This window comes from Bradyrhizobium sp. GW821-FHT12B03 (genome assembly GCF_058807535.1).
In genome coordinates this window covers 87554-113818 of record NZ_JBXAQU010000009.1, presented here as the reverse complement: position 1 = coordinate 113818, position 26265 = coordinate 87554, and the positions used below count along the sequence as shown (strand labels likewise).

Sequence of the window (26265 nt, the reverse complement as noted above, 5' to 3'; positions counted from 1 at the left end):
CATGGCAGTCAGCGCCAATCGACTCGAATTGCTCCAGATCGCGGACGCCGTCGCCCGCGAGAAATCGATCGACCGCGGCATCGTCATCGCGGCGATGGAGGACGCCATCGCCAAGGCGGCGCGGGCCCGCTACGGCAGCGAGACTGACGTTCATGCCGAGATCGACCCGAAAAAGGGCGAGCTGCGGCTGTCGCGCCACATGCTGGTGGTCGAGAAGGTCGAAAACCATTCCAACCAGATTTCGCTGGTGGATGCGCAGCGCGCCAATCCCGGCGCGCAGGTTGGCGACACCATCGCCGACACGCTGCCGCCGTTGGAATACGGCCGCATCGCCGCGCAGTCGGCCAAGCAGGTAATCGTGCAGAAGGTGCGCGAGGCCGAGCGCGACCGGCAATACCAGGAATTCAAGGACCGCATCGGCGACATCGTCAACGGCGTCGTCAAGCGCGTCGAATATGGCAGCGTGATCGTCGATCTCGGCCGCGGCGAAGCGATCATCCGCCGCGACGAGATGCTGCCGCGCGAAGTGTTCCGCAACGGCGACCGCGTTCGCGCCTACATCTTCGACGTCCGCCGCGAGACGCGCGGCCCGCAGATCTTCCTGTCCCGCACCCATCCGCAGTTCATGGCGAAGCTGTTCGCGCAGGAAGTGCCGGAAATCTACGACGGCATCGTCGAGATCAAGGCAGTGGCCCGCGATCCCGGCTCGCGCGCGAAAATCGGCGTGATTTCCCGCGATTCCTCGGTCGATCCGGTCGGCGCCTGCGTCGGCATGCGCGGCTCGCGCGTGCAGGCCGTGGTGAACGAATTGCAGGGCGAGAAGATCGACATCATTCCCTGGTCGCCCGACATCGCGACCTTCGTGGTCAACGCGCTGGCGCCGGCCGAAGTCTCCAAGGTCGTCATCGACGAGGACCGCGAGCGCATCGAGGTCGTCGTTCCCGACACCAACAACCAGCTCTCGCTGGCGATCGGCCGCCGCGGCCAGAACGTGCGTCTGGCCTCGCAGCTCACCGGCTGGGACATCGACATCCTGACCGAGCAGGAGGAATCGGAGCGCCGCCAGGCCGACTTCGAGAACTCCACCCGCGTCTTCATGGAATCGCTCAACGTCGACGAAGTGGTCGGCCAGTTGCTGGCGTCCGAAGGCTTCACCTCGGTCGAGGAACTCGCGATGGTCGACATCAAGGAGCTTGCCGGCATCGAGGGTTTTGACGAGGAGACCGCGCAGGAGCTGCAGAACCGCGCCCGCGAATATCTCGAGCAGCAGGAAGCCGAGCTCGAGGCCAAGCGCGTGGAACTCGGCGTCGAGGACGCCCTCAAGGACGTGCCCGGCGTCACCTCGAAGATGCTGGTGAAGTTCGGCGAGAACGACATCAAATCGGTCGACGACCTCGCCGGCTGCGCCACCGACGATCTGGTTGGCTGGACCGAGCGCAAGGAAGGTGGCGAGCAGACCAAGTTCGCCGGCGCGCTCGATGGTCTCGACGTCTCCCGCGACGACGCGGAAGCCATGATCATGCAGGCGCGCGTCAAGGCCGGCTGGATCACCGAGGCTGACCTGGCCAAGCCGGCCGAAGAGGCCGAGGCGACCGAAGATCAACCGGCTTAAGGGCAAAGGAGAATGTCGCCAGGATGCTCGCGGATACTGACCACGATCTCGACAATGGGCCGCGGACCGAAAGGTCCGCGACCATGCGGATGTGCGCGGTCAGCCGTACGGTCCGGCCGATCGACGAGCTGATCCGCTTCGTCGTATCGCCCCAGGGCGACATAGTTCCCGATCTCAAGCGCAAGCTGCCCGGACGCGGCATGTGGATGACCGCCTCACGCGAGGTGGTTGCGGAAGCGGTGCGGCGTCACCAATTTAGCAGGGCATTCAAGCGCGAGCTGCGCACCCCTCAGACGCTTCCCGCCGACATCGAGGCGCTCCTGGTCCGGAGCGTGACGGAAGCCCTTGGGATCGCCGCCAAGGCGGGCCAGGTCGTGGCCGGCTTCGGCAAGGTCGAGAGCGGCTTGCGGGAAGGCACGATCGAGGTCCTGATCCACGCCAGCGACGGGGCCGCGGACGGAATCCGCAAATTGGACATGCTGGCGCGGCAAAATGCCGGAAATCGCGTCGCCAAGCCGCAGATTCCCGTCGTTACCGTACTGAAATCTATAGAATTGGATTTGGCACTGACCCGGTCAAATGTGATACATGCTGCCCTGCTCGCGGGCCCGGCGAGCAAGTCATTCCTGTCACGTAGCCAGATGCTGGTCCGATACCGGATGGCGGACGATGACAAGACTGCCGAAAAGCCCGGCCAGGATTTCTGAGAGACAACGACGCCCCAATAGGACTGTGCGGCAACGCACAACGCTAACAGATCAGGATTAGGACTGCTGAATGGTTGATACCAAGACCCCTGACGACAAGAAGCTGAGCGTTCCGAGCAAGACGCTAACGCTCAAGCCGCGCGTCGAAACGGGCACTGTGCGCCAGAGCTTCAGCCATGGCCGCAGCAAGCAGGTCGTGGTCGAGAAGCGCGGCAAGCGCCGTATCGACGGCAGCCCCGAGCCGCAGGCTCCCACGGTTGTTGCAAAGCCGGCGCCAGCTGCCCCTGCCCCCGCCCCTTCACGCCCGGCGGCGCCGCCGCGCAACGCCGGATCCGGCGTGGTGCTGCGCACCCTGACCGAGGACGAGCGTTCGGCCCGCGCCAGCGCGCTGGCCGATGCCAAAGTGCGGGAGGTCGAAGAGCGCCGCCAAGCCGAGGAAGAGGCCCAGCGCCGCGCGGTTCGCGAAGCCGCCGAACGCGCCGAGCGCGAAGCCGCTGAATCCCGCCGCAAGGCCGAGGAAGAGCGCCACCGTCACGAGGACGAAGCCAAGCGGAAGGCCGAGACCGAGGCCAAGAAGCGCTTTGGCGAAGGCGAGCAGCCGGCATCGGCCGCGCGTCCCGCAACCGCGGCGTCGGCCGCGCCTGCGCCGCGGCCCGGCGCTCCCGCGGCCCGGCCCGGAACCACGACGACCCGTCCGGGAACAACGACGGCGCGTCCTGCAACGACGACCATGCAGCGTCCGGGTGGACCGGCAGGTCGCGGCCCCGCAGTTGCAGCCGAACCCGATGAGGACGAGGCTCCGCGCCAGATCCGTCGCGGTCCCGGCGGCGCTGCACGTCCTGTGGTGGCCCCCAAGCCCACCCACAAGCCCGGCCCGCAGAAAGAGCGTGGCCGCCTCACCGTCGTCACCGCGCTCAACGCCGACGAGGTGCGCGAGCGTTCGATCGCCTCGTTCCGCCGCCGCACCCAGCGCCTGAAGGGCCATGCCGCGAACGAGCCGAAGGAAAAGCTGATCCGCGAGGTGGTGATTCCGGAAGCAATCACGATCCAGGAGCTCGCCAACCGCATGGCCGAGCGCGCGGTCGATGTCATCCGCATGCTGATGAAGCAGGGCGCGATGCACAAGATCACCGACGTGATCGACGCCGACACCGCGCAGCTGATCGCCGAAGAGCTGGGTCACACCGTCAAGCGCGTTGCCGCGTCCGACGTCGAAGAAGGCCTATTCGACGCCACCGACGATTCCACCGACACCGAGACGCGTTCGCCCGTGGTGACCGTGATGGGTCACGTCGATCACGGCAAGACCTCGCTGCTCGACGCGCTCCGTCATGCCAACGTTGTCTCCGGCGAAGCCGGCGGCATCACCCAGCATATCGGCGCCTATCAGGTGCTGTCGCCCGAAAGCGGCAAGAAGATCACCTTCATCGACACGCCCGGCCACGCCGCGTTCACCGCGATGCGCGCCCGCGGCGCCAAGGTCACCGACATCGTCGTGCTGGTGGTCGCGGCCGATGACGGCGTGATGCCGCAGACCGTCGAAGCCATCAACCACGCCAAGGCGGCGCGGGTGCCGATCATCGTTGCCATCAACAAGATCGACAAGCCCGATGCCAAGCCCGAGCGCGTGCGCACCGAGCTGCTCCAGCACGAGGTGCAGGTGGAATCCTTCGGCGGCGAGGTCGTCGACGTCGAGGTGTCCGCCAAGAACAAGACCAATCTCGACAAGCTGCTCGAGATGATTGCGCTCCAGGCCGACATCCTCGACCTGAAGACCAATTCGGAGCGCCCGGCCGAAGGCACCGTGATCGAGGCCAAGCTCGACCGCGGCCGTGGCCCGGTCGCGACCGTTCTGGTCCAGCGCGGCACGCTCCGTGTCGGTGACATCATCGTCGCCGGCGCCGAGATGGGCCGCGTCCGCGCGCTGATCTCGGATCAGGGCGAGACCGTGCAGGAGGCAGGTCCCTCGGTTCCGGTCGAGGTGCTCGGCTTCAACGGTCCGCCGGAAGCCGGCGATCGCCTCGCCGTCGTCGAGAACGAAGCCCGTGCCCGCCAGGTCACGAGCTACCGCGCGCACCAGAAGCGCGAGAACGCGGCTGCCTCGATCTCCGGCATGCGCGGCTCGCTCGAGCAGATGATGTCGCAGCTGAAGACGGCGGGCCGCAAGGAATTCCCGCTGATCATCAAGGCCGACGTGCAGGGCTCGCTGGAAGCGATCCTCGGCTCGCTGGAGAAGCTCGGCACCGACGAAGTCGCCGCCCGCATCCTGCATGCCGGCGTCGGCGGTATTTCGGAGTCGGACGTGACGCTCGCGGAAGGCTTCAACGCCGCGATCATCGGCTTCTCGGTTCGTGCCAACAAGGAAGCCGCGGCGGCCGCCAAGCGCAACGGCATCGAGATCCGCTACTACAACATCATCTACGACCTCGTGGACGACGTGAAGAAGGCGATGAGCGGCCTGCTCGCGCCGACCTTGCGCGAAACCATGCTCGGCAACGCCGCGATCCTGGAGATCTTCAACATCTCCAAGGTCGGCAAGGTCGCCGGCTGCCGCGTCACCGACGGCACCGTGGAACGCGGCGCCAATGTGCGCCTGATCCGCGACAACGTCGTCGTGCACGAAGGCAAGCTGTCGACGCTGAAGCGCTTCAAGGACGAAGTGAAGGAAGTCCAGTCCGGCCAGGAATGCGGCATGGCCTTCGAGAACTACCACGACATGCGTGCCGGTGACGTGATCGAGTGTTATCGCGTGGAGACGATCCAGCGCTCCCTGTAAGTCCAAATCTTACCGAAGCGCCCGGATCTTTTTTGAGCTGAAATAGCGGGAGTGCGATGGCCGGATTTTTTCCGGCCATCCACGCCTCTTCGTTTCAACAGGACAAATGACAATGCTCGTGTCCCAGGCACGGGCACGACGAGGTGATTTCCAGACCATGCCCCGCCACCATCAAAAGAAGAGTTCCGCTCCAGGCGGAGGCTCGCAACGCCAGTTGCGCGTCGGCGAACAGGTTCGCCATGCGATGGCCGAGATTCTGGCGCAAGGCAACGTGCATGATGCGGATCTCGAAGGTCACATCATCACCGTGCCGGAGGTGCGGATGTCGCCCGACCTGAAGCTCGCAACGGTCTACGTGATGCCGCTCGGTGGCCGCGACACCGAGATCGTCATCGCTGCGCTCGAGCGCAACAAGAAATTCCTGCGCGGCGAAGTCGCGCGGCGCGTTAACCTGAAATTTGCACCTGACCTTCGCTTCCGCGTCGACGAGCGATTCGACGAAGCGGAACGGATCGAGAAGCTTTTGCGAACACCTGCGGTGCAGAAGGATCTCGAGCAGGACTTTGAGCAGGACCTGGAACAGGATCCGGATTCGGATCGGGAAGAAGAGCGATGACGATGGACCCGGCTCACGGCACGATCAGCGGCGACGAGGCCGATCAGCGCGACGTGCAGAAAAATAATTTTGCGGATCTCGGCGGCGATTCTCAGCCGCATCAGGAGCCGCGCCGCGTCAACAACGATCCGCGCGCCAAGCAGCAGAAGGGCAACCAGGTTCGCCGCGACCGCCGCGACGTCCATGGCTGGGTCGTGCTCGACAAACCGATCGGCATGACCTCGACGCAGGCGGTCGCCGTGCTCAAGCGCCTGTTCAACGCCAAGCGCGCCGGCCACGCCGGCACGCTCGATCCGCTCGCCTCGGGCGGCCTGCCCATTGCGCTCGGCGAAGCCACCAAGACGGTTCCCTTCGTCATGGACGGCCGCAAGCGCTACCAGTTCACCGTGTGCTGGGGCGAGGAGCGCGACACCGACGACATCGAGGGCCGGGTCACCGCGACCTCCGACCAGCGCCCGACCCGCGAGGCCATCCTGGCGCTCTTGCCCCGCTTCACCGGGGTGATCGAGCAGATCCCGCCGCGCTATTCCGCGATCAAGGTGCAGGGCGAGCGCGCCTATGACCTCGCCCGCGACGGCGAAATCGTGGAACTGGCCCCCCGTCCGGTCGAGATTCACCATTTAACCCTTGTGGATCAACCGGATAACGACCGAGCCGTGTTCGAGGCCGAGTGCGGCAAAGGCACCTATGTCCGGGCGCTCGCCCGCGATATGGGCCGGATTCTGGGCACTTACGGCCATATCTGCGCGTTGCGACGGACCCTGGTCGGCCCATTTGACGAAAACGACATGATTCCGCTGGATCAGTTGGAGGCTTTGTGCGATAGAGCCGCGTCCGGCGAGGGCAGCCTCGCCGACGCGCTTATGCCCGTTGAGACCGCGCTGGACGACATCCCGGCACTGGCCGTCACTCGGGCTGATGCGGCAAGGCTCCATCGGGGCCAGGCCGTTTTGTTGCGCGGACGGGATGCGCCCACTTGTAGCGGCACAGTCTATGTCACGGTGGCAGGCCGCCTTTTGGCGCTTGCCGAAGTCGGCAATGGCGAAATCATCCCCAAGCGTGTGTTCAACCTGACCGGCCTGACTGCCAGCCCCGGTCGCAACGAGAGAAATTGACGATGTCGATTGCCGCAGAACGCAAAGCGGAAGTCATCAAGACGAATGCCACCAAGACCGGCGATACCGGCTCGCCCGAGGTTCAGGTCGCGATCCTGTCGGAACGCATCAACAACCTCACCAACCATTTCAAGACCCACGTGAAGGACAACCATTCGCGTCGTGGCCTCCTGAAGCTGGTCTCGACCCGCCGTTCGCTCCTCGACTACCTGAAGAAGCGGGACGAGGCGCGCTACAAGGCGCTGCTCGAGAAGCACAACATTCGTCGTTAAGTGTTCCTGCGCGCGCCATTGGCGCGCGTTTTCGCACGTGATTTCGAACGAAAGCGTTTGTTTAAAGGTTTTTGATCGAGGCTGCGTGCGCGTCGGATGCGAGCCCAAAGCGCGATAAGAATCGCACTTTGGATTGTTGTTTGAGCATGATCTTTTCGGAAAACCGCTTCTCACTTTTCCGGATCATGCTCGAGTGACGGCTGGCATCCGGGCACGATCGGCGAAGACCGCGGTTCGGTGTTCGCGTTCGTGCCGACTGACAGTCCAGCAGCAATCCGGCGGCTGGGCACAACGGGCAAGGCGCCCGTATGACCCGAAAGGATGGACGCCATCCGAAATCCGAAAACCATGGCAGGATCGCAGGACGCTGATCGCCCGCTCCGATCAGCGTCCCGCAATCTTGACATGGTTTTTGTTTTTCGAGCCGTCCCTTCTTTCGAGAACCCATGAAAGAAGACCTCTATGTTCAATAAGCATTCAGTCGAGATCGACTGGGGCGGACGCCCTCTCAAGCTCGAAACCGGCAAGATCGCCCGCCAGGCCGACGGCGCCGTCGTCGCCACCTATGGCGAGACCGTGGTGCTCGCCACCGTCGTCGCGGCGAAGGCGCCGCGCGAAGGCGTCGACTTCCTGCCGCTGACCGTCGACTACCAGGAGAAGACCTACGCCGCGGGCCGCATTCCCGGCGGCTATTTCAAGCGCGAGGGCCGTCCGACCGAGAAGGAGACGCTGGTCTCCCGCCTGATCGACCGTCCGATCCGTCCGCTGTTCGTCGACGGCTGGCGCAACGAGACCCAGGTGATCGCCACCGTGCTGTCGCACGACATGGAGAACGATCCCGACATCGTCGCGCTGGTGGCCTCGTCGGCTGCGCTGACCCTGTCCGGCGCGCCCTTCAAGGGTCCGATCGGCGCCGCGCGCGTCGGCTTCGTCAACGACGAATACGTTCTCAACCCGACGCTCGACGAGATGGTCGACACCCAGCTCGACCTCGTCGTCGCCGGTACGGCCGACGCCGTGCTGATGGTGGAATCGGAAGCCAAGGAGCTGAACGAAGACATCATGCTCGGTGCCGTGATGTTCGGTCACCGCCACTTCCAGCCCGTCATCAACGCGATCATCGAGCTCGCCGAGAAGGCCGCCAAGGAGCCGCGCGAAGTCACCGTGATCGACAATTCCGCGCTCGAAAAGGAAATGCTCGGCCTGGTCGAGCAGGAACTGCGCGCCGCCTACGCCATTCCGGTCAAGCAGGATCGCTACGCCGCGGTCGGCAAGGTCAAGGAAAAGGTGATCGCCCATTACTTCCCCGAAGGGCAGGAGCCGAAATACGACAAGCTGCGCATCGGCGCCGTGTTCAAGGAGCTGGAAGCGAAGATCGTTCGCTGGAACATCCTCGACACCGGCAAGCGCATCGACGGCCGCGATTCCAAGACCGTGCGCAACATCATCGCCGAAGTCGGCGTGCTGCCCCGCGCCCACGGCTCGGCGCTCTTCACCCGCGGCGAGACCCAGGGCCTGGTCGTGACCACGCTCGGCACCGGCGAGGACGAGCAGTATATCGACGCGCTGTCGGGAACGTACAAAGAGACGTTCCTGCTGCACTACAACTTCCCTCCCTACTCGGTCGGTGAGACCGGTCGCCTCGGCGGCACCAAGCGCCGCGAGATCGGCCACGGCAAGCTGGCCTGGCGCGCGATCCACCCGGTGCTGCCGCCGCATCACGAGTTCCCGTACACGATCCGCGTGGTCTCCGAGATCACCGAATCCAACGGCTCCTCGTCGATGGCTTCGGTCTGCGGCGCCTCGCTCGCGCTGATGGACGCCGGCGTGCCGCTGAAGCGGCCGACCGCGGGCATCGCGATGGGCCTGATCCTCGAAGACAAGCGCTTTGCGGTTCTCTCCGACATCCTCGGTGACGAGGACCATCTCGGCGACATGGACTTCAAGGTCGCCGGCACGGAAGCGGGCATCACCTCGCTCCAGATGGACATCAAGATCGAGGGCATCACCGAGGAGATCATGAAGGTCGCGCTCGGTCAGGCCAAGGACGGGCGTATCCACATCCTCGGCGAGATGGCCAAGGCACTCACCAACGCCCGCGCCGAGCTCGGCGAGTACGCGCCGCGCATCGAGACCTTCAAGATCGCCACCGACAAGATCCGCGAAGTGATCGGCACCGGCGGCAAGGTGATCCGCGAGATCGTCGAGAAGACCGGCGCCAAGGTCAACATCGAGGACGACGGCACCGTGAAGGTCGCCTCCTCCGACGGCGAGGCGATGAAGGCCGCGATCAAGTGGATCAAGTCGATCGCGTCCGATCCGGAAGTCGGCCAGATCTATGACGGCACCGTCGTCAAGGTGATGGAGTTCGGCGCCTTCGTGAACTTCTTCGGTTCCAAGGACGGCCTCGTCCACATCAGCCAGCTCGCTTCGGCGCGCGTGCAGAAGACCTCCGACGTCGTCAAGGAAGGCGACAAGGTCAAGGTCAAGCTGCTCGGCTTCGACGACCGCGGCAAGACCCGCCTGTCGATGAAGGTCGTCGACCAGACCACCGGCGAAGACCTCGAGGGCAAGGGCGGCGACAGCGAGAAGGCCCCGCGCGAAGCCGCCGGCGAGTAAATCTCGCTCTCATCAGAAACACGAAGGGCGGCCGAGAGGCCGCCCTTTTTGTTTGCCGGTGCGCTCGCTCCGGGCGATATGCGCTCCCTCTCCCGCTTGCGGGAGAGCGCTGGGGAGAGGGTTTCTCCACGGAGAGACTCCCAATGAGGAGAAAGCCCCCACCCGCACCTTCGGCGCGACCTCCCCCGCAAGCGGGAGAGGTTGCACCGAGCCCGAGGCGAGATCAGCTAGCCTCGCGCCGCGATGTCGTACCGGTCGAGGTTCATCACCTTGGTCCAGGCCTTGGCGAAGTCCTTCACGAACTGCTCCTTGGCGTCGGACGTGGCATAGACCTCGGCATAGGCGCGGAGCTGCGAGTGCGCGCCGAAGATCAGGTCGACGCGCGTGCCGGTCCACTTGACCGCGTTGGTCTTGCGATCACGCCCCTCGTAGGTGCCGTCGGCCGCCGGCGTCCATTGCGTGCTCATGTCGAGCAGGTTGACGAAGAAGTCGTTGGTCAGCGTTCCCACCTTGGAGGTGAAGGCGCCGTTCTTCGAATTGCCCGCGTTGGCACCGAGCACGCGCAAGCCGCCGACCAGCGCCGTCATCTCAGGCCCGGTGAGCTTCAGAAGCTGCGCGCGATCGACGAGCGCCTCCTCCTGCTGCATGAACTGATGCCGCTTGCCGATGAAGTTGCGGAAGCCGTCGGCCCGCGGCTCCAGCGGCGCGAAGGAGGCCGCATCAGTCTGCTCCTGCGAGGCATCCATTCGGCCCGGCGTGAAGCCGAGCTTGACGTCGACGCCGGCATCCTTCGCGGCCTTCTCGACCGCGGCGGTACCGCCGAGCACGATGAGGTCCGCGAGCGAGACCTTCTTCGCGCCTGATGACGCGTTGAAGTCCTTCTGGATGGCTTCGAGCTTGCCGAGCACCTTCGAGAGCTGCGCCGGCTGGTTCACCTCCCAATCCTTCTGCGGAGCAAGACGGATGCGCGCGCCGTTGGCGCCGCCGCGCTTGTCCGAGCCGCGGAACGTCGAGGCCGACGCCCAGGCGGTCGAGACCAGCTCCGGCACCGAGAGACCCGAGGCCAGGATCTTGGTCTTCAGCGCAGCGATGTCCTGATCGCTGGCCAGCTCGTGATTCACCGCCGGGATCGGATCCTGCCAGATCAGCGTCTCCTTCGGCACCAGCGGGCCGAGATAGCGCTGGATCGGGCCCATGTCGCGATGGGTGAGCTTGAACCAGGCGCGGGCAAAGGCGTCCGCGAACAGAGCAGGGTTTTCCAGGAAGCGGCGCGAAATCTTCTCGTAGGCCGGATCCATGCGCAGCGAGAGGTCGGTGGTCAGCATGGTCGGCCGATGCTTCTTCGACTTGTCGAACGCATCGGGAATGATGGCGTCGGCGCCCTTGGCCGTCCACTGCTGCGCACCGCCCGGGCTCTTCGTCAGCTCCCATTCGTACTTGAATAGGTTCTCGAAGAAGTTGTTGCTCCACTTCGTCGGCGTCGTCGTCCACGTCACCTCGAGACCGCTGGTGATGGCATCGCCGGCGAGGCCCGAGGCGTGCTTGCTCTTCCAGCCGAGGCCCTGATCCTCGAGTGCGCCCGCTTCCGGCTCCGGTCCGACCAGCGAGGGATCGCCGGCGCCGTGGGTCTTGCCGAAGGTGTGGCCGCCCGCAATCAGTGCGACGGTCTCTTCGTCGTTCATCGCCATGCGGGCGAACGTCTCGCGGATGTCCTTGGCCGCGGCGACCGGATCCGGCTTGCCGTTCGGGCCTTCCGGGTTGACGTAGATGAGGCCCATCTGCACCGCGCCGAGCGGCTCGGCGAGCTCGCGCTCGCCGCTGTAGCGCTCATCGCCCAGCCAGGTGCCCTCGGGGCCCCAATAGAGCTCTTCCGGCTCCCAGACGTCGGCGCGGCCGCCGGCGAAGCCGAAGGTCTTGAAGCCCATCGATTCCAGCGCGACGTTGCCGGCGAGCACCATCAGATCGGCCCAGGAAATCTTGCGGCCGTATTTCTGCTTGATCGGCCAGAGCAGCCGGCGCGCCTTGTCGAGGTTGGCGTTGTCGGGCCAGCTGTTGAGCGGCGCGAAACGCTGCTGACCGGCACCGGCGCCACCGCGGCCGTCCGTGGTGCGATAGGTGCCCGCACTGTGCCAGGCCATGCGGATCATCAGGCCGCCATAGTGACCGAAGTCAGCAGGCCACCATTCCTGCGATTCCGTCATCAGAGCGGTCAGGTCCTTGATGACCGCGTTGAGGTCGAGCGACTTGAATTCCTTGGCGTAGTCGAAGTCCCTGCCCATCGGATCGGACAGGCCGGAATTCTTGTGCAGCATCTCGATGCTGAGCTGGGTTGGCCACCAATCGCGGTTCGCCGGTACGCGTTTTCCACCCGAAAACGGGCACTTCGAAGTGTCGTCCATGAATACCTCCTCTGGTGGCGTCAACTCGCGCCTTTGACCAGGTAGAAGCACTCTAAGCCTCGCATTCCATCAGGGGAAGTTGACTTTAGTGATCGCTGCGATAGGATTTTCTGATGGTCAACGTGACGATGCGCCAGCTCCGGTATTTCGACGCGCTGGCGCGCCACGGCCATTTCGGGCGCGCGGCGGAGGCGAGCTCGATCTCGCAGCCGGCCCTGTCGATGCAGATCAAGGAGCTGGAGGAGGCGCTCGGCGGCCTGCTGCTGGAGCGTACCGCCCGGCAGGTCGCGCTGACGCGGTTCGGCGAAGAGCTCGCCCCCCGGGTCCGCGACATCCTGCGCTCGGTCGACGAGCTCGGCGATTTCGCGCGGGCGTCGCAGGACCGCTTCGCCGGTCGCCTGCGCATCGGCATGATTCCGACAATCGCGCCGTATTTGCTGCCCAAGATCACCAAGAATCTCACGCGCCTGCATCCGGAACTCGACATCCGCGTGCGCGAGACGATGACGCCGCGGCTGATCCAGGAGCTGGTCGAAGGCCGGCTCGACACCGCCATCGTCGCGCTGCCGGTGTCGGAGCCCTCGCTCACCGAGGTCGCCCTGTTCGAGGAGAAATTCCTGCTGGTGCGGCCGGGCACGGACGAGGGAACGCCGGCGCCATCGCGGGAGATGATGCGGGAGATGCGGCTGCTGCTGCTCGAGGAAGGGCACTGCTTCCGCGACCAGGCGCTGTCGTTCTGCAACATGCAGTCGGCGCCGCCGCGCGAGATGCTGGATGCGAATTCGCTCTCGACGCTGGTCCAGATGGTCAGCGCCGGCATCGGCGTCACCTTGATCCCGGAAATGGCGGTGCCGGTGGAGACGCGATCGGCCTCGGTCTCGCTCACGCGCTTTCGCGACCCCGAGCCCGCGCGCACCATCGGCATGGTCTGGCGCAAGACCAGCCCGCTGGCGCGGCAGCTGCTGCAGATTTCCGAGGTAGTGTGCCTGTCGGCCGGCAAGGTGCGCGCACGGCAATCCGTGCGCAGCCAACGGGCCTGAGGTTCCGATGTCACATCCGATCATCCGCCCCGCCCGCGTCGACGAATATGACGAAATCGCCCGCGTCTGGATGGAAAGCTGGGTCTCGACCGGGCTTGCCGAGGCCAGCAACTTCCTGCTGGCAAACCTGCGTGCACGTGTCAGGCGCGAGATCGAGGACGGCTGGACCCTGTACGCCGCCGACGACAACGGCACCATCGCCGCGATGCTGGCGCTGCATCTGCCAAAGCTCTATCTCGACATGTTGTTTGTCGGCCCCGACTATCAAGGGCAATCGCTCGGGCGAAAATTGCTGGCCTTCACGCGCACGCAGATGCCCGACGAGATCTATCTGCGCTGCGTCCGCGAGAACGAGAAGGCCTGGCGTTGGTACGAACGCGAGGGCTTTGTGTTCGAGAAGGAAGAGATTGCCGCGGCGACCGGTTTCACGATGAAATGCTATCGGTGGACGCGGCAGCCTGCCGCATAGACAGCGATCTCCTGATGCAGCTTGCGGTTGTCACCATCCTAATCTAGGTTGGCGTGATCGATATTCTCCCGCTGCTGATGCCCTGGAATCCATGATTCGACTTGCTGCTTCCGCGATCGTTCTGCTGTCTTCTCTAGCTCTCGCAGCAGCTCAAACTCCTCCTGCAACCACCGCGCCAGCCACACCTCCCTCAAAGTCGACCGTCAAAAAAGCCGCGACGAAGCCGAAAGCTGCGGTAGTCAAACCGGCCGAGCAGATGAACAGCGGTCCGTGCCGTCTCGGCGTGATCTCGGTGATCGGCGAGCATTACTCCGTACAGAAGTTCGGCGTGACGATCTTCGAGGCCGAAGCAAACGAGGTCCCAATCGACTGGGGCCTCGATGATCTCGTCTTCGCGCGAGTGCGTGCGGCAACGAACAACGATTCCTCGATACGCAGAATCGCTTATCCCAAGGGCGCCTTCGATCCCTTCTATCATGCGAAGGCGATCTTCATCCCGGATCCCAAAGAGACTCTGCCGGTGATTGTGAAGGGGTTCACCGCGAATGCAAATTGCGATCGCTATCTCGTCGCAACCACATTCAAGACGAAGCTGCCGAACTCGAACATGACGTTGAACGGCATCGGCACCTACAATCAGGGGCTCGGCAACTTGATTCGGCACTCACACCTTTTCGCCAATGTTGCGATCACGCTGATTGACGGCCGCAGCTACGAACAGATCAAGCGCCCCCTTACAGATATCGGCGCGAACCTCGCCGCAAATATGCGTCTGTTTGAAGACCCGATCACCAAGCTCGACAACTCGCTTTTCCCGGATCCGCCCGAGACAGCTTCTACCAACGCGGCGCTGCGCGAGAGAACGCGTGCGCTCGTCATAGAAAGGCTCGACCGGAACCTCCCCGGCTATCTCAGGGAAGAGTAAGCGCCTTTGCCGACGCGACACGCTAAAGGATCGAGTTTGGCTGCGCCTGCGAACACAGCCGCATTCAGCAACATGACCCGGCTGTTCGTCATCACGATCATCCTATGGTGCTTTTCAACTCAGGCGCGAGCACAAGCCCAATCGGAGACGGCACAACCAACCGTCAAACAAGCCAAAGGCAAGATAACCACGCGGCGTGAAGCGACAGGCAAGTCCGCTCCCGTGGCCGGCGGCTCGTGCGACTTCGGTGTCGTGGTCACTGCCGGCGATGAGTTCACCGTGCTGACGACCGGCTTGACCGTATTTCAGAACAAGAAGACGGTGGTCCCGATCCCGGGCTGGGGACTCGACGATCTGATTTTTGCGCGGGCTCGCGCCGCGATCCCTGCCGGCATGTCCGTCCTGAGAATCCCCTACAACCCGGCGAAATTTCCTCCCCGCGATGAGTCCAAGGACACATTGAAGGACAGGTTGTTCCGCGATCCTAACGCGGAGCTGGCCGAATACATGCGCCAGGTCGCGAAAGGAACGAATTGCCGGCACTACATCCAGATCCTCAATTCAATCAGCCCTATCGGGTCATCCAACTACACGGTCCGCGGCTTCGGCATCCTCAACCAGGATGTGGTGCTGGGACGTCGCGTCTATCTCTACGCCCTGGCGTTTATCCGCATCTTTGACGGGCGCGACTATTCCGTTGTTAGACAGAGCTCTGCCCTGATCAACGTGCAGCATTCCCTGGCTGTGCAGAGGCTTCTGGGCAAACAAATTAGCGGCCCCTATCGCGAATTACCCGCAGAATCGTTCCCAACGCGCCCTGAAGATGCCGCCGCCAATCCCGCACTGCGCGACGACGTACGCGCCATGCTGACGGAAAGCCTCGATAAGACGCTGCCGCTATTGCTTGGACGACCAGCAGTACGCCAAAGCGACACCAAACTACATTGACCCACATGTCGTTTACGCTGGTTGGCTTCTGCCCAGGCGTAGTGCGTTGCGAATGCGCCGCAAACGCGCCATGAATTGCGCGCTGTTCGCCTCTCGCCGATGAAAGGTTCCGCGCCATGATCAAGCTGTATTGGTCGCCCCGCTCGCGCTCGTTCACGACGCTCTGGCTGATGGAAGAGAGCGGCCTGCCCTATGAGCGCGTGCTGACCGACATCTCGACCGGCGCGCAGAAGGCGCCGGATTTTTTGAAGATCAATCCGATGGGCAAGGTGCCGGCGCTCAGCGACGGCGATGCCGCGCTCGGCGAAGCCGCGGCGATCTGTGCCTACATTGCCGATCGCTATCCCGAGACCAAGCTTGCGCCTGACGTCACCGACCCGCGTCGTGCGCGCTATCTGCAATGGCTGTTCTTCTCGCCGGGCTGTATCGAGCCCGCCATCATCCAGATCTTCACCAAGATCGAGATCCCGACCTCGACAGCTGCCTGGGGCAGCGCGACGCAGGTGTTCGACGTGCTGGAAGCTGCGCTCGAGCAAGGCCCGTGGATTCTCGGCGAGGATTTTTCCGCTGCCGACATCACGGTCGGGTCGGGCCTGAATTTCGCGGTCCGCCTGTTCAAGATGGTACCGTCGCGCCCGGCCTTCGATGCTTATCTGGCGCGCTGCATGGCACGACCGGCGTTCCAGCGCGCGGAGAAGATCGCGGCGGGATGAGCCAACTTCCTCTTGTAGCCCGGATGGAGCGCAGCGTAATCCGGGACAGGCTCATCCGCGGATACGAGCGCCCCGGATTGCGCTGCGCTCCATCCGGGCTACGAAACTACTCTGGCGACTTCAGATCGTCCGGCCGCGGCATCAGGACGATGTTGTAGCCGGAATCGACATAGTGGATCTCGCCGGTCACGCCGCCGGAGAGATCCGACAGCAGATACAGCGCCGAGCCGCCGAGCTCGTCGAGCGTGACGCCGCGGCGGAGCGGCGAATGTTTTTGCATGAAGGCGAACATCGCACGCGCCTCGCCGATGCCGGAGCCGGCGAGCGTGCGGATCGGGCCGGCGGAGATCGCGTTGACGCGAATGCCGCGCGGTCCGAAATCGGAGGCGAGGTAGCGCACGGACGCCTCCAGCGCCGCCTTGGCCACGCCCATCACGTTGTAGTTCGGCATCGCGCGCTCCGAGGCGCCGAAGGTCAGCGTGATCATGCTGCCGCCCTCCGTCATCAGCTCGGCGGCACGCTTTGCGACCTCCGTGAACGAGAAGCAGGAGATCACCATGGTGCGCGAAAAGTTCTCGCGGCTGGTGTCGGCGTAGCGGCCCTTCAGCTCGTTCTTGTCGGCGAAGCCGATGGCGTGGATGACAAAATCGAGCTTGCCCCACTTTTCGCGGAGCACAGCGAAGGTTGCATCGACGCTGGCGATGTCCTCGACGTCGCAAGGCAGTACCAGATCGACACCAAGCTGCTCCGCCAGCGGCTTGACGCGTTTGCCCAAAGCCTCGCCCTGGAAGGTGAAGGCGAGCTCGGCGCCGTGGGCGTGCAGCGCCTTCGCCATACCCCAGGCGATCGAGTGATCATTGGCGATGCCCATGATCAGACCGCGCTTGCCCTTCATCAAACCTTCCATTGCCTAGCGGCTCCAATTATTCCGGGGTCATCGCCCGCCATGTGCGCACTCGCGCACTGGGGCGGGCGATCCAGTATTCCAGAGACGTTCGTGATAGATCGAGAAGCCGCGGCGTACTGGATGCCCCGCTCCAGTGCGCAATTGCGCACAAGGCGGGGCATGACAGCGTACCAAAATCACACATCCAGCCGGCTGAATACCAGCGTGGCGTTGGTGCCGCCGAAGCCGAAGGAGTTCGACAGCACGGTGCCGATCTTGACGTTGTCGATGCGCTTGCGCACGATCGGCATGTCGGCGAACACGGGATCGAGCTCCTGGATGTGCGCGCTTTCGCAGATGAATCCGTTGTTCATCATCAGCAGCGAGTAGATCGCCTCCTGCACGCCGGTTGCGCCCAGCGAGTGGCCGGTCAGCGCCTTGGTCGCCGAGATCGGCGGGCACTTCTCGCCGCTTCCGAACACGCGACGGAGCGCGTCGATCTCCGGCGGATCGCCGGCCGGCGTCGAGGTCGCGTGCGGATTGATGTAGTCGACCTTGGTCTTCACCGTCGACATCGCCATGCGCATGCAGCGCTCGGCCCCCTCGCCGGAAGGCGCGACCATGTCGTAGCCATCGGACGTCGCGCCATAGCCGACGATCTCGCCATAGATGCGCGCGCCGCGCGCCTTGGCATGCTCGAGCTCTTCCAGCACCAGCACGCCGGCGCCGCCGGCGATGACGAAGCCGTCACGGTTGACGTCGTAGGGACGCGAGGCGGTGGCGGGCGTGTCGTTGTATTTCGAGGACATCGCGCCCATGGCGTCGAACAGCACCGACAGCGACCAGTCGAGCTCCTCGCAGCCGCCGGCGAAGATGACGTCCTGCTTGCCGATCTGGATCGTCTCATAGGCGTTGCCGACGCAGTGGTTCGACGTCGCGCAGGCCGAGGAGATCGAATAGTTCACGCCCTTGATCTTGAACCAGGTCGCGAGCGTCGCCGAGGCCGTGGAGGACATTGCCTTCGGCACTGCAAACGGTCCGACACGCTTCGGCCCCTTGGTGCGGGTGATGTCGGCGGATTCGACGATGGTGCGGGCGGACGGGCCGCCGGAGCCCATGATGATGCCGGTGCGGATGTTGGAGACGTCGTCGGGCGACAGACCGGAGTCCTGGATCGCCTGCTCCATCGCGACGTGATTCCACGCCGCACCCTGACCGAGGAAACGCATGGCGCGGCGGTCGACCACCGTCGAAGGATCAAGCGTCGGCGCACCTTGCACCTGCGAACGGAAGCCGAGCTCGGCATATTTCTCAGCCCGCGAAATGCCCGACTTCGCCTCGTGAAGGCTCGCAAGCACCTCCTGGGTGTTGTTTCCGATGGACGAGACGATGCCCATCCCGGTGACCACAACCCGCCTCATGACAGCCTCGCCTAAATCGTTGTCTTTCTTTGTGATGCGCTCAGCCCAGGCTCACGCCCTGCTTGAACAGGCCGACCTTCAGGTCCTTCGCGCGATAGATAATCTGGTCATCGACCGAAAGCCACCCGTCGGCGATACCCAGCACCAGCTTTGACCGCATCACGCGCTTGATATCGACGTTGTACACAACCTTGCGGGCCTCCGGCAGGACCTGGCCGCTGAACTTCAGCTCGTTCAGACCGAGCGCACGACCGCGACCTTCGCCGCCGCTCCAGCCCAGATAAAAGCCGACCATTTGCCACAGCGCATCGAGGCCGAGGCAGCCGGGCATGACAGGATCGTTCTTGAAATGACAGCCGAAGAACCAGAGGTCGGGCTTCACGTCGAGCTCGGCACGCACCAGTCCCTTGCCGAACTCGCCGCCGGTCTCGTTGATATCCGTGATGCGGTCGAACATGAGCATCGGCGGCAGCGGCAGCTGGGCATTGCCCGGGCCGAACATCTCGCCGCGGGCGCATGCCAGCAGATCTTCGTATTCGTATCCGTTGCGCCTGTTCAGCATGCATGTGCCTCTGTTCAAAGTCCGATTGAGCGACGTTTTTTGGCGAAAATGGGCCCCGTCCCGGTCGGAGAGCAACGCCGCTAGCGATCGCCAGGCGCCACTCCCCCAAGCCCCGGATGGACTGCGGACCGGGCTTCCATGCCCGGTTGCGCCAAAATCGGCTTAGCGGAACCGCGCGCTCTCTAACACAGGCCATTTCAGCGGCAAAGCGCTGTCATGAAGGTAAAATGACCGGCTCCTCGCCAGGTTCCAGAGCTGATTAGAACCTCTCTAGTTGCGAGAAACTTGCATCTGCATCTATCTGTTCTTATATTGCAGAGACATATTGTTCACGCGTGCCCGAAATCTGGAAATGAGCGAGAATACCGCGCCCCATCACGACGACGACGTCCATGCCGCGGCCCTGCTATCCGGCCGCCAGCCGGCTTTGACCGGCTGCCCCTGGCACGACGTCAACGAAATGCTCCAGTCCGCGGGGCTCCGTCCGACGCGCCAGCGCATGGCACTCGGCTGGCTCCTGTTCGGCAAGGGTGCGCGCCATCTTACGGCTGAAATGCTGTACGAGGAAGCCACGCTGGCCAAGGTTCCGGTGTCGCTGGCGACCGTCTACAACACGCTGAACCAGCTCACCGACGCCGGCCTGCTCCGCCAGGTCAGTGTCGACGGCACCAAGACCTATTTCGACACCAACGTCACCACCCACCACCATTATTACCTCGAGAACAGCCATGAGCTGGTCGACATCGAGGATCCGCATCTGGCCCTGTCCAAGATGCCGGAGGTGCCCGAGGGTTACGAAATCTCGCGCATCGACATGGTCGTGCGCCTGCGCAAGAAGCGCTGAGAAGACCTAAACTGTTGATTTAGTCGTCATGGCCGGGCTTGTCCCGGCCATCCGCGTTCTTGAGCTAGGTGCGGAAGTGCGTGGATGCCCCGGCCTTCGCCTCGCCGAAGCGGCTTCGGCCGCGCAGGCGGGACAAGCCCGGGCATGACGGTGTGGCAAACAATTCGCCCCTTAAGCCTCAGTTGACCTGCTCGTCCGAATAGACGCCCCAAAGGCGTTCCTGCTGGATCCAGCCGTCAAAACCGTTGCCGGTGACGCGGCACCAGTTTGCGCTGCACTTCTTCACCTGCGTGACGACACCAGCCTGGAGCTTGGCCGCGACCGTGCTGTCGGGATCGGCGCGGTCGTAGATCGGCGCAAGCTCGTCCTTGTGCTTCATGGTGACGACCGCGGTGCGGCGGCCCGACAGCAGCGAATGATAGACCCAGCCTTCGGCGCCTTCGGAATCGCGCACCCGGCGCCAGTTCTCGAACTCGGCGGTGATTTCGACCGGCAGGCCGGCGCGGGTATAGACCCAGGCCACGTCGTTGTCCTTGGTCGGGCCGGCGCGGACGTTCACGTGATCCGATTTGAGGCTGACATAGCGCGGCACCGGGAGGCCGCTGGCGCTCTGGGGGGTGGTGTCCTTCGCCGAATGCGAGGGGCTGACCGAGGCGCTCAACCAGGTGCAAACGAGCGCCATCACCGAACAAAAACGCCCCAACGCCATCAACCCGTCTCCTGTCGAGGACCCGGCCGAGCCGGACTCTCACCCCAAAATTCCAAAAACCCTGCCGCGTTCGTCCCTGGCCCGCCCCACGCGGGTGTTCCCCAAGCCCGGCCCGTGGTTCTTGTCTTGGCCCGGCCTTCTGCTAGAGAGAACGGACGCTTGAACAACCAGTTTGCCCCGATTTTCCAGCCTGGAAATGTCGGGAGAGCTTGAAGGAAACGCCGGGGACGACACGGCAAGGGCAGTGTCGAACAACCGGGTTAATGAGGCCTGAACGGCCAGCCTTTGGCGACAGAGGCGGGCTTGCGACACCTCATGAGAGCAGGACATGTCGGTGAAGAAAAAGCCCCTCGTCGTGGTGACGCGCAAGCTGCCGGATTCGATCGAGACGCGGATGCGTGAGCTGTTCGACGCGCGGATCAATCTCGATGACACCCCGATGTCGGCCGAGCAGATCGCGGAAGCCGCACGCAGCGCCGACGTGCTGGTTCCGACCGTCACCGACCACATCACGGCCGACATCGTCAACCAGCCTGACTGCAAGCTGCGCCTGATCGCCAATTTCGGCAACGGCGTCGACAATATCGATGTCGAGGCCGCGCACGCCCGCGGCATCACCGTCACCAACACGCCAAAGGTTCTGACCGAAGACACCGCCGACATGACCATGGCGCTGATCCTGGCCGTGCCTCGGCGGATGATCGAAGGCGCCTCGATCCTGACGGAAGGAAAGCCCTGGCCCGGCTGGTCGCCAACCTGGATGCTCGGCCACCGCATCGGCGGCAAGCGCCTCGGCATCATCGGCATGGGCCGTATCGGCCAGGCGGTGGCACGGCGCGCCCGCGCCTTCGGCCTCCAGATCCACTACCACAACCGCCGCCCCGTCGCGCCGAAGATCGCCGAAGAGCTGGGCGCGACCTATTGGGAAAGCCTCGACCAGATGCTGGCGCGGATGGACATCATCTCGGTGAACTGTCCGCACACGCCGGCGACCTATCATTTGCTGTCGGCACGGCGGCTGAAGCTGATCCGCAAGGACGCCTACATCGTCAACACCGCGCGCGGCGAAGTGACCGATGAGGACACGCTGATCAAGCTGATCGAAGGTGGCGAGATCGGCGGCGCCGGGCTCGACGTCTACGAGCACGAGCCCGCGGTGAACCCCAAGCTGGTGCGGCTCGCCAAGGCCGGCAAGGTGACGCTGCTGCCGCATATGGGCTCGGCGACGATCGAAGGCCGCGTCGAGATGGGCGAGAAGGTGATCATCAACATCCGCACCTTCCTCGACGCCCACAAGCCGCCGGACCGCGTGCTGCCGAGCATGCTCTAAGGTCCATTGGTCTTGCGCTTGCGCCAGTCTGCGACGAAATCGATGAAGGCGCGCAAGGCCGGCGGCACCTGGCGCCGGCTCGGATAGTACAGGAACGGGCCCGGGAACGGCTCGCACCAATCTTCCAGCAGGCTGACCAGCGCGCCGGACTTCAACGCGTCGCCGACGTAGCCATCGAGGGTCGCCCATACACCGACGCCGTCGAACGCGGCGCGCATCGCAAGCCCCATATTGGTCGAGATCAGCTTTGCGGGCGGATCGACCTTCATGATCTGGCCACCCTTCTCGAACTCCCAATCATGCATGACGCCGCTCGAGTAGCGCGCGCGGATGCAATCGTGGTCGAGCAGATCCTTCGGATGCCTGGGCTTGCCGCGGCGCGCGAGGTAAGCGGGCGAGGCGACGACGACATAGCGCTGCGGCCCGCTCAGCGGGATCGCGACCATGTCCTGCGCGAGATGCTCACCATAACGCACTCCGGCGTCAAAGCCCCCACTCACGATGTCGACGAAGCCACTTTCGGAGACGATGTCGAGCTCGACCTGCGGATACGTTTCCAGGAACGGGCCGACCATCGGCGCCAGCACGAGATCGACCGCCGGCGGCGGCGCGTTGATGCGCAGCCGGCCCGAGGCGACCTCACGCAGGCCCCGGACCTGATCCAGGGCATCCCCGACATCGCGCAGTGCCGGCGCCACGCGCGACAGCAGCAGCTCACCCGCCTCAGTCAGCGCGACGCTGCGGGTCGTGCGGTTCATCAGGCGAACGCCGAGGCGCTCCTCCAGGTCCCGCAGCCGTTGGCTAAGGCTCGACACCGACACGCGAATTTCGACCGCCGCGCGCCGGAAATTGCGGGTGCGGGCAACCGCCACGAAGACATCGAGATCGCGCAGGTCCGGATCGGCCATTGTGCGCTAATGTGAACAAGCCATTCTGGATTGTCCAGCTTATCGGCGCAATCAACCGGGCGCATATCCGGCCTCGTCATGCGGCGCAGACAGCCGCCTTTTCGAGGAGAGCCATCATGGAACAGCGCAAACTCGGTTCAACCGGCCCCACCGTCTCAGTCCTCGGCCTCGGCTGCATGGGCATGTCGGAGGTGTACGGCCCGGCCGATCGCGGCGAGAGCATCGCCACGGTTCATGCCGCGCTCGATGCCGGCATCACGCTGCTCGACACCGGCGATTTCTACGCCATGGGCCACAACGAGATGCTGGTGCGCGAGGCGCTGAAGGATGTGCCGCGCGACAAAGTGCAGATCAGCGTCAAGTTCGGCGCGCTGCGCGGCCCCGCCGGCGAGTTCGCCGGGATGGACACAAGGCCAGGCGCGACCAAAAACTTCCTGGCTTACTCGCTGCAGCGCCTCGGCACCGACTACATCGACATCTACCGCCCCGCGCGTCTCGATCCCAACGTTCCCATCGAGGAGACGATCGGCGGCCTCGCCGATCTCGTGAAGGCCGGCTACATCAGGCATATCGGCCTGTCCGAGGTCGGCTCCGACACCATTCGCCGCGCGCATGCGGTGCACCCGATCGTCGATCTCCAGATCGAATATTCGCTGATCGAACGCGGCATCGAGCGCGACATTCTGAAGACCTGCCGCGAGCTCGGCATCGGCATCACCGCCTATGGCGTGCTCGCGCGCGGCCTGATCAGCGGCCACTGGTCGAAGGACAGCGGCAAGACCGGCAAAGACTATCGGCTGATGACGCCGCGCTTCCAGGGCGACAATCTCGACGCCAATCTCGCATTGGTGGAGCAGTTGCGCGCCATCGCGGCCGAGATCGGCGCAACGCCGGCGCAGGTCGCGATCGCCTGGGTGGCGGCGCAGGGCAAGGAGATCATCCCGCTGGTCGGTGCACGCACCCGCAACCGTCTCACCGAAGCGCTCGGCGCGACCAAGGTGTCGCTGACGCCGGCTCATCTCGCGGCGCTGGCAAAGGCCTTCCCGCCGAACGTCGCTTCCGGCACGCGCTATGCGGCCGAGCAGATGGCGCATCTCGACAGCGAGAAGCCGGCCAGCGCGTAAGCGCTGCAATCAGGTGCGATGGGTGCTGAGGTCGATGATCACAGGCCCATCGCCATTGAGCGGATTGGCCGGATCGCGCGCATAGCGCAGCGTCTCGAAGCGCATCGCACGCGCATCGATCATCAGGAGGCGGCCGACGAGGCCGTCGCCGAAACCAACGATCTCGCGGATCGCCTCGAGCGCCATCATCGAGCCCATCACGCCCGCAAGCGCGCCCATGACACCGGCCTCGGCGCAGGCCGGCACCGTGCCGGGCGGCGGCGCCTCCGGAAACAGGCAGCGATAGGTCGGATTGAACACGCCCTGCTCGTTCGTCTCATGCGCCCGGATGGTGGTCAGCGAGCCGTCGAAGGTGCCGAGCGCGGCGGTGATCAGCGGCTTCTTCGCGAAAAAGCAGGCATCCGAGACCAGATAACGCGTCGAGAAATTGTCGGAGCCGTCGAGCACGAGATCGTAGTCGCCGATCAGGCTGAGCGCGTTGTCGGCATTGAGCCAGGTGGCATGGCCGACGAAGCGGACATGCGGATTGAGCGCTGCGATCCGCTCGGCCGCGCTCTCGACCTTGTGCCGGCCGATATCGGGCGTCGTATGGATGACCTGGCGCTGGAGATTGGAGAGCGACACCACGTCGTCATCGACCACGCCGAGCGTGCCGATCCCGGCGGCAGCCAGATACATCAGCGCAGGCGCGCCGAGCCCACCGGCGCCGATCACCAGCGCGGAAGCCCGTTTCAGCGCAGCCTGGCCCGGTCCACCGACGTCACGCAGCACGATATGGCGGGCATAGCGTTCGAGTTCGTCCGGGCTCAGCACCTTCTCTTACTCCTGAACCACCCCGAGATTGTTCGCGACCAACGAGATGTGCTTCAATGGCATTGCGTTCAATGGGCTGGCTGGATTTGTCATGAGATCGATGCTTGCGGCAACACTGATGTTTGCGTCCGTCACAGGCGCGAACGCCCAGATGACGACGCCGCAGATCCCCGGCACCAAGCCGAAGACGGTCCAGACCGTACCGATCAAGCCGCCCGCCCTGCAAACGCCGTCGGAAACGGCCGATGCCATGGCGCAGGCCGAGCGGCTGTCGCTCCAGTCCGACCTCGCCTGGGTCGGCCAGTACAACGGCGCCATCACCGGCGATATCAGCGCGCGCATGGTCGACGCCATCAAGGAATATCAGAAGCTCAAGGGCGGCAAGCCGACCGGCGTGCTCAATCCGCAGGAGCGCGCCGCGCTCGCCGAGACCGCGCGGCGAAAGCAGGACAGCGTCGGCTGGAAGATGGTGATGGAGCCGACCAGCGGCGCCCGGCTCGGCATTCCCGCAAAACTGGTGCCGCAGCAGGCCACCGACGCCAACGGCTCGAAATGGACCTCGCCGACCGGAACCGTGCAGGTGCTGCTCAGCCGCCGCAAGGAGGCGAGCCCGACCACGGCAAAGCTCGCGGAGGCCGAGAAGAAGGAGCCGGCCGGCCGCAAGGTCGACTACACCGTGGTGAAGCCGGATTTCTTCGTGCTGTCGGGATTGCAGGGCCTCAAGAAATTCTACGTGCGCGGCACTTTTAGGGGCGACGAAGTCCGGATCATGACGATCCTGTACGACCAGGCGACCGAGAATACCGTCGAGCCGGTCGTGATCGCGATGTCGAGCGCGTTCAACGCATTTCCGGCAGGACCGCAAGCCGGACCGGCACCGCGCAAGACCGTCGAATACGGCACCGGCATTATCGTCAGCGACGACGGCGCGATCCTCACCGACCGCCTCGTCACCGACAGCTGTCTTGCGATCACCATCGCCGGCTACGGCAGCGCCGATCGTCTCGCCGAGGACAAGGAGCATGATCTCGCGCTCCTGCACATCTACGGCGCGCGCGGCCTGAAGCCGCTCAGCCTCGCTGGCGGTGGTGCGAAGACCAACGTCGATGTCGTCGGCATCGCCGATCCGCAAAGCCAGGGCGGCGCGGCCGGCGTGTCGAGCGTCAAGGGCGCGCTGGCGCCGGTGACATCAAGCGATTCCGCGCTGTCGCCGCCGCCGGCGGTCGGGTTCTCCGGCGGCCCGGCCATCGATGGCGACGGCAAGTTCGCCGGCGTTGCACTGTTGAAGCCGGCGATGGTCGCAGGACCCGCGACAGCGGTGCCGGCGTCACAGGCCGTGATGGTCTCCGCGGAAACGGTGCGCGATTTCCTGAAGGCGAACAGCGTCGCGGCGAATGGCACATCAACGGACCCGAGAGCCGCTGTCGTGCGCGTGATCTGCGTACGGAAGTAGCTAG

General features: G+C 64.4%; 23 protein-coding genes. 16 read left to right on the top strand and 7 right to left on the bottom strand.

Annotated elements, in window-relative coordinates:
* Position 1: 1 nt before the first annotated feature.
* The 7 genes from nusA (at position 2) to pnp (ending at position 9717) form a co-directional block, all read left to right on the top strand.
* The gene (gene nusA / locus AC1RUR_RS19025; RefSeq protein WP_492846682.1) at positions 2–1612 is read left to right on the top strand and encodes a transcription termination factor NusA; all 1611 of its coding nucleotides are present in this window, start codon (positions 2–4) and stop codon (positions 1610–1612) included.
* 23 nt (positions 1613–1635) lie between these two features.
* Positions 1636–2319 (top strand): RNA-binding protein, encoded by a 684-nt coding sequence (locus AC1RUR_RS19020; RefSeq protein WP_492846681.1) that lies wholly within the window; start codon positions 1636–1638, stop codon positions 2317–2319.
* 70 nt (positions 2320–2389) lie between these two features.
* Positions 2390–5095, top strand: a complete 2706-nt coding sequence (gene infB, locus AC1RUR_RS19015; RefSeq protein WP_492846680.1) for a translation initiation factor IF-2 — start codon at positions 2390–2392, stop codon at positions 5093–5095.
* 157 nt (positions 5096–5252) lie between these two features.
* On the top strand, positions 5253–5711 hold the full coding sequence (gene rbfA, locus AC1RUR_RS19010) for a 30S ribosome-binding factor RbfA (RefSeq protein ID WP_492846968.1): 459 nt from the start codon (positions 5253–5255) through the stop codon (positions 5709–5711).
* Positions 5708–6826 carry a tRNA pseudouridine(55) synthase TruB gene (truB, locus tag AC1RUR_RS19005; protein WP_492846678.1) on the top strand — a complete coding sequence of 373 codons (1119 nt, stop codon included), beginning with the start codon at positions 5708–5710 and terminating at the stop codon, positions 6824–6826. Before rbfA ends, truB begins: the two co-directional genes overlap by 4 nt.
* Positions 6827–6828: 2 nt before the next feature.
* Positions 6829–7098 (top strand): 30S ribosomal protein S15, encoded by a 270-nt coding sequence (gene rpsO, locus AC1RUR_RS19000; protein WP_492846676.1) that lies wholly within the window; start codon positions 6829–6831, stop codon positions 7096–7098.
* 462 nt (positions 7099–7560) lie between these two features.
* Positions 7561–9717, top strand: a complete 2157-nt coding sequence (gene pnp / locus AC1RUR_RS18995) for a polyribonucleotide nucleotidyltransferase (RefSeq protein WP_492846673.1) — start codon at positions 7561–7563, stop codon at positions 9715–9717.
* Positions 9718–9944: 227 nt separating this feature from the next.
* Here the strand turns inward: pnp and katG are convergent, their stop codons facing one another.
* Positions 9945–12116 (bottom strand): catalase/peroxidase HPI, encoded by a 2172-nt coding sequence (katG, locus tag AC1RUR_RS18990; RefSeq protein WP_492846671.1) that lies wholly within the window; start codon positions 12114–12116, stop codon positions 9945–9947.
* Positions 12117–12229: 113 nt separating this feature from the next.
* Between katG and AC1RUR_RS18985 the strand changes: the two genes are divergently transcribed.
* The 5 genes from AC1RUR_RS18985 to AC1RUR_RS18965 all read left to right on the top strand — a co-directional run bounded on the left by AC1RUR_RS18985 (position 12230) and on the right by AC1RUR_RS18965 (position 16211).
* On the top strand, positions 12230–13156 hold the full coding sequence (locus tag AC1RUR_RS18985; protein ID WP_492846669.1) for a hydrogen peroxide-inducible genes activator: 927 nt from the start codon (positions 12230–12232) through the stop codon (positions 13154–13156).
* A gap of 7 nt (positions 13157–13163) precedes the next feature.
* Entirely contained in the window at positions 13164–13625 is a 462-nt protein-coding gene (locus tag AC1RUR_RS18980; protein WP_492846667.1) for a GNAT family N-acetyltransferase, read from the top strand.
* Positions 13626–13716: 91 nt separating this feature from the next.
* Positions 13717–14550, top strand: a complete 834-nt coding sequence (locus AC1RUR_RS18975; protein WP_492846664.1) for a hypothetical protein — start codon at positions 13717–13719, stop codon at positions 14548–14550.
* Between the two features lie 72 nt (positions 14551–14622).
* A complete protein-coding gene (locus AC1RUR_RS18970) occupies positions 14623–15498 on the top strand; it encodes a hypothetical protein (protein ID WP_492846662.1) in 876 nt (291 codons plus the stop codon).
* 116 nt (positions 15499–15614) lie between these two features.
* Positions 15615–16211 carry a glutathione S-transferase family protein gene (locus tag AC1RUR_RS18965; RefSeq protein ID WP_492846660.1) on the top strand — a complete coding sequence of 199 codons (597 nt, stop codon included), beginning with the start codon at positions 15615–15617 and terminating at the stop codon, positions 16209–16211.
* A 106-nt stretch (positions 16212–16317) separates the two neighbouring features.
* Here AC1RUR_RS18965 and fabI read toward each other — a convergent pair whose 3' ends face one another.
* The 3 genes from fabI to fabA form a co-directional block, all read right to left on the bottom strand.
* Positions 16318–17118: an enoyl-ACP reductase FabI gene (gene fabI / locus AC1RUR_RS18960; protein WP_492846658.1), complete on the bottom strand. Its 801-nt coding sequence runs from the start codon at positions 17116–17118 to the stop codon at positions 16318–16320.
* A gap of 176 nt (positions 17119–17294) precedes the next feature.
* Positions 17295–18518: a beta-ketoacyl-ACP synthase I gene (gene fabB / locus AC1RUR_RS18955; RefSeq protein WP_492846656.1), complete on the bottom strand. Its 1224-nt coding sequence runs from the start codon at positions 18516–18518 to the stop codon at positions 17295–17297.
* Between the two features lie 40 nt (positions 18519–18558).
* The gene (fabA, locus tag AC1RUR_RS18950) at positions 18559–19080 is read right to left on the bottom strand and encodes a bifunctional 3-hydroxydecanoyl-ACP dehydratase/trans-2-decenoyl-ACP isomerase (RefSeq protein ID WP_492846654.1); all 522 of its coding nucleotides are present in this window, start codon (positions 19078–19080) and stop codon (positions 18559–18561) included.
* A gap of 352 nt (positions 19081–19432) precedes the next feature.
* Here fabA and irrA point away from each other — a divergent pair, with 352 nt between their 5' ends.
* Positions 19433–19924, top strand: a complete 492-nt coding sequence (irrA, locus tag AC1RUR_RS18945; protein ID WP_027546833.1) for an iron response transcriptional regulator IrrA — start codon at positions 19433–19435, stop codon at positions 19922–19924.
* Between the two features lie 178 nt (positions 19925–20102).
* On the opposite strand, the gene AC1RUR_RS18940 is transcribed toward irrA, so the two are convergent.
* Positions 20103–20633: an SH3 domain-containing protein gene (locus tag AC1RUR_RS18940; RefSeq protein ID WP_492846652.1), complete on the bottom strand. Its 531-nt coding sequence runs from the start codon at positions 20631–20633 to the stop codon at positions 20103–20105.
* A gap of 328 nt (positions 20634–20961) precedes the next feature.
* Here AC1RUR_RS18940 and AC1RUR_RS18935 point away from each other — a divergent pair, with 328 nt between their 5' ends.
* Positions 20962–21963 (top strand): 2-hydroxyacid dehydrogenase, encoded by a 1002-nt coding sequence (locus tag AC1RUR_RS18935; RefSeq protein WP_492846650.1) that lies wholly within the window; start codon positions 20962–20964, stop codon positions 21961–21963.
* Here AC1RUR_RS18935 and AC1RUR_RS18930 read toward each other — a convergent pair.
* On the bottom strand, positions 21960–22871 hold the full coding sequence (locus AC1RUR_RS18930) for a LysR family transcriptional regulator (RefSeq protein WP_492846648.1): 912 nt from the start codon (positions 22869–22871) through the stop codon (positions 21960–21962). The two genes, AC1RUR_RS18935 and AC1RUR_RS18930, sit on opposite strands and share 4 nt — an antisense overlap.
* Before the next feature lie 116 nt (positions 22872–22987).
* On the opposite strand from AC1RUR_RS18930, the gene AC1RUR_RS18925 reads away from it, so the two are divergent.
* Positions 22988–23995: an aldo/keto reductase gene (locus AC1RUR_RS18925; protein ID WP_492846646.1), complete on the top strand. Its 1008-nt coding sequence runs from the start codon at positions 22988–22990 to the stop codon at positions 23993–23995.
* A 9-nt stretch (positions 23996–24004) separates the two neighbouring features.
* On the opposite strand, the gene AC1RUR_RS18920 is transcribed toward AC1RUR_RS18925, so the two are convergent.
* Positions 24005–24808, bottom strand: coding sequence for a HesA/MoeB/ThiF family protein (locus AC1RUR_RS18920; RefSeq protein ID WP_492846644.1), 804 nt, complete (start codon positions 24806–24808; stop codon positions 24005–24007).
* Positions 24809–24899: 91 nt separating this feature from the next.
* Between AC1RUR_RS18920 and AC1RUR_RS18915 the strand changes: the two genes are divergently transcribed.
* The gene (locus tag AC1RUR_RS18915; RefSeq protein ID WP_492846642.1) at positions 24900–26261 is read left to right on the top strand and encodes a serine protease; all 1362 of its coding nucleotides are present in this window, start codon (positions 24900–24902) and stop codon (positions 26259–26261) included.
* Positions 26262–26265: the final 4 nt, after the last annotated feature.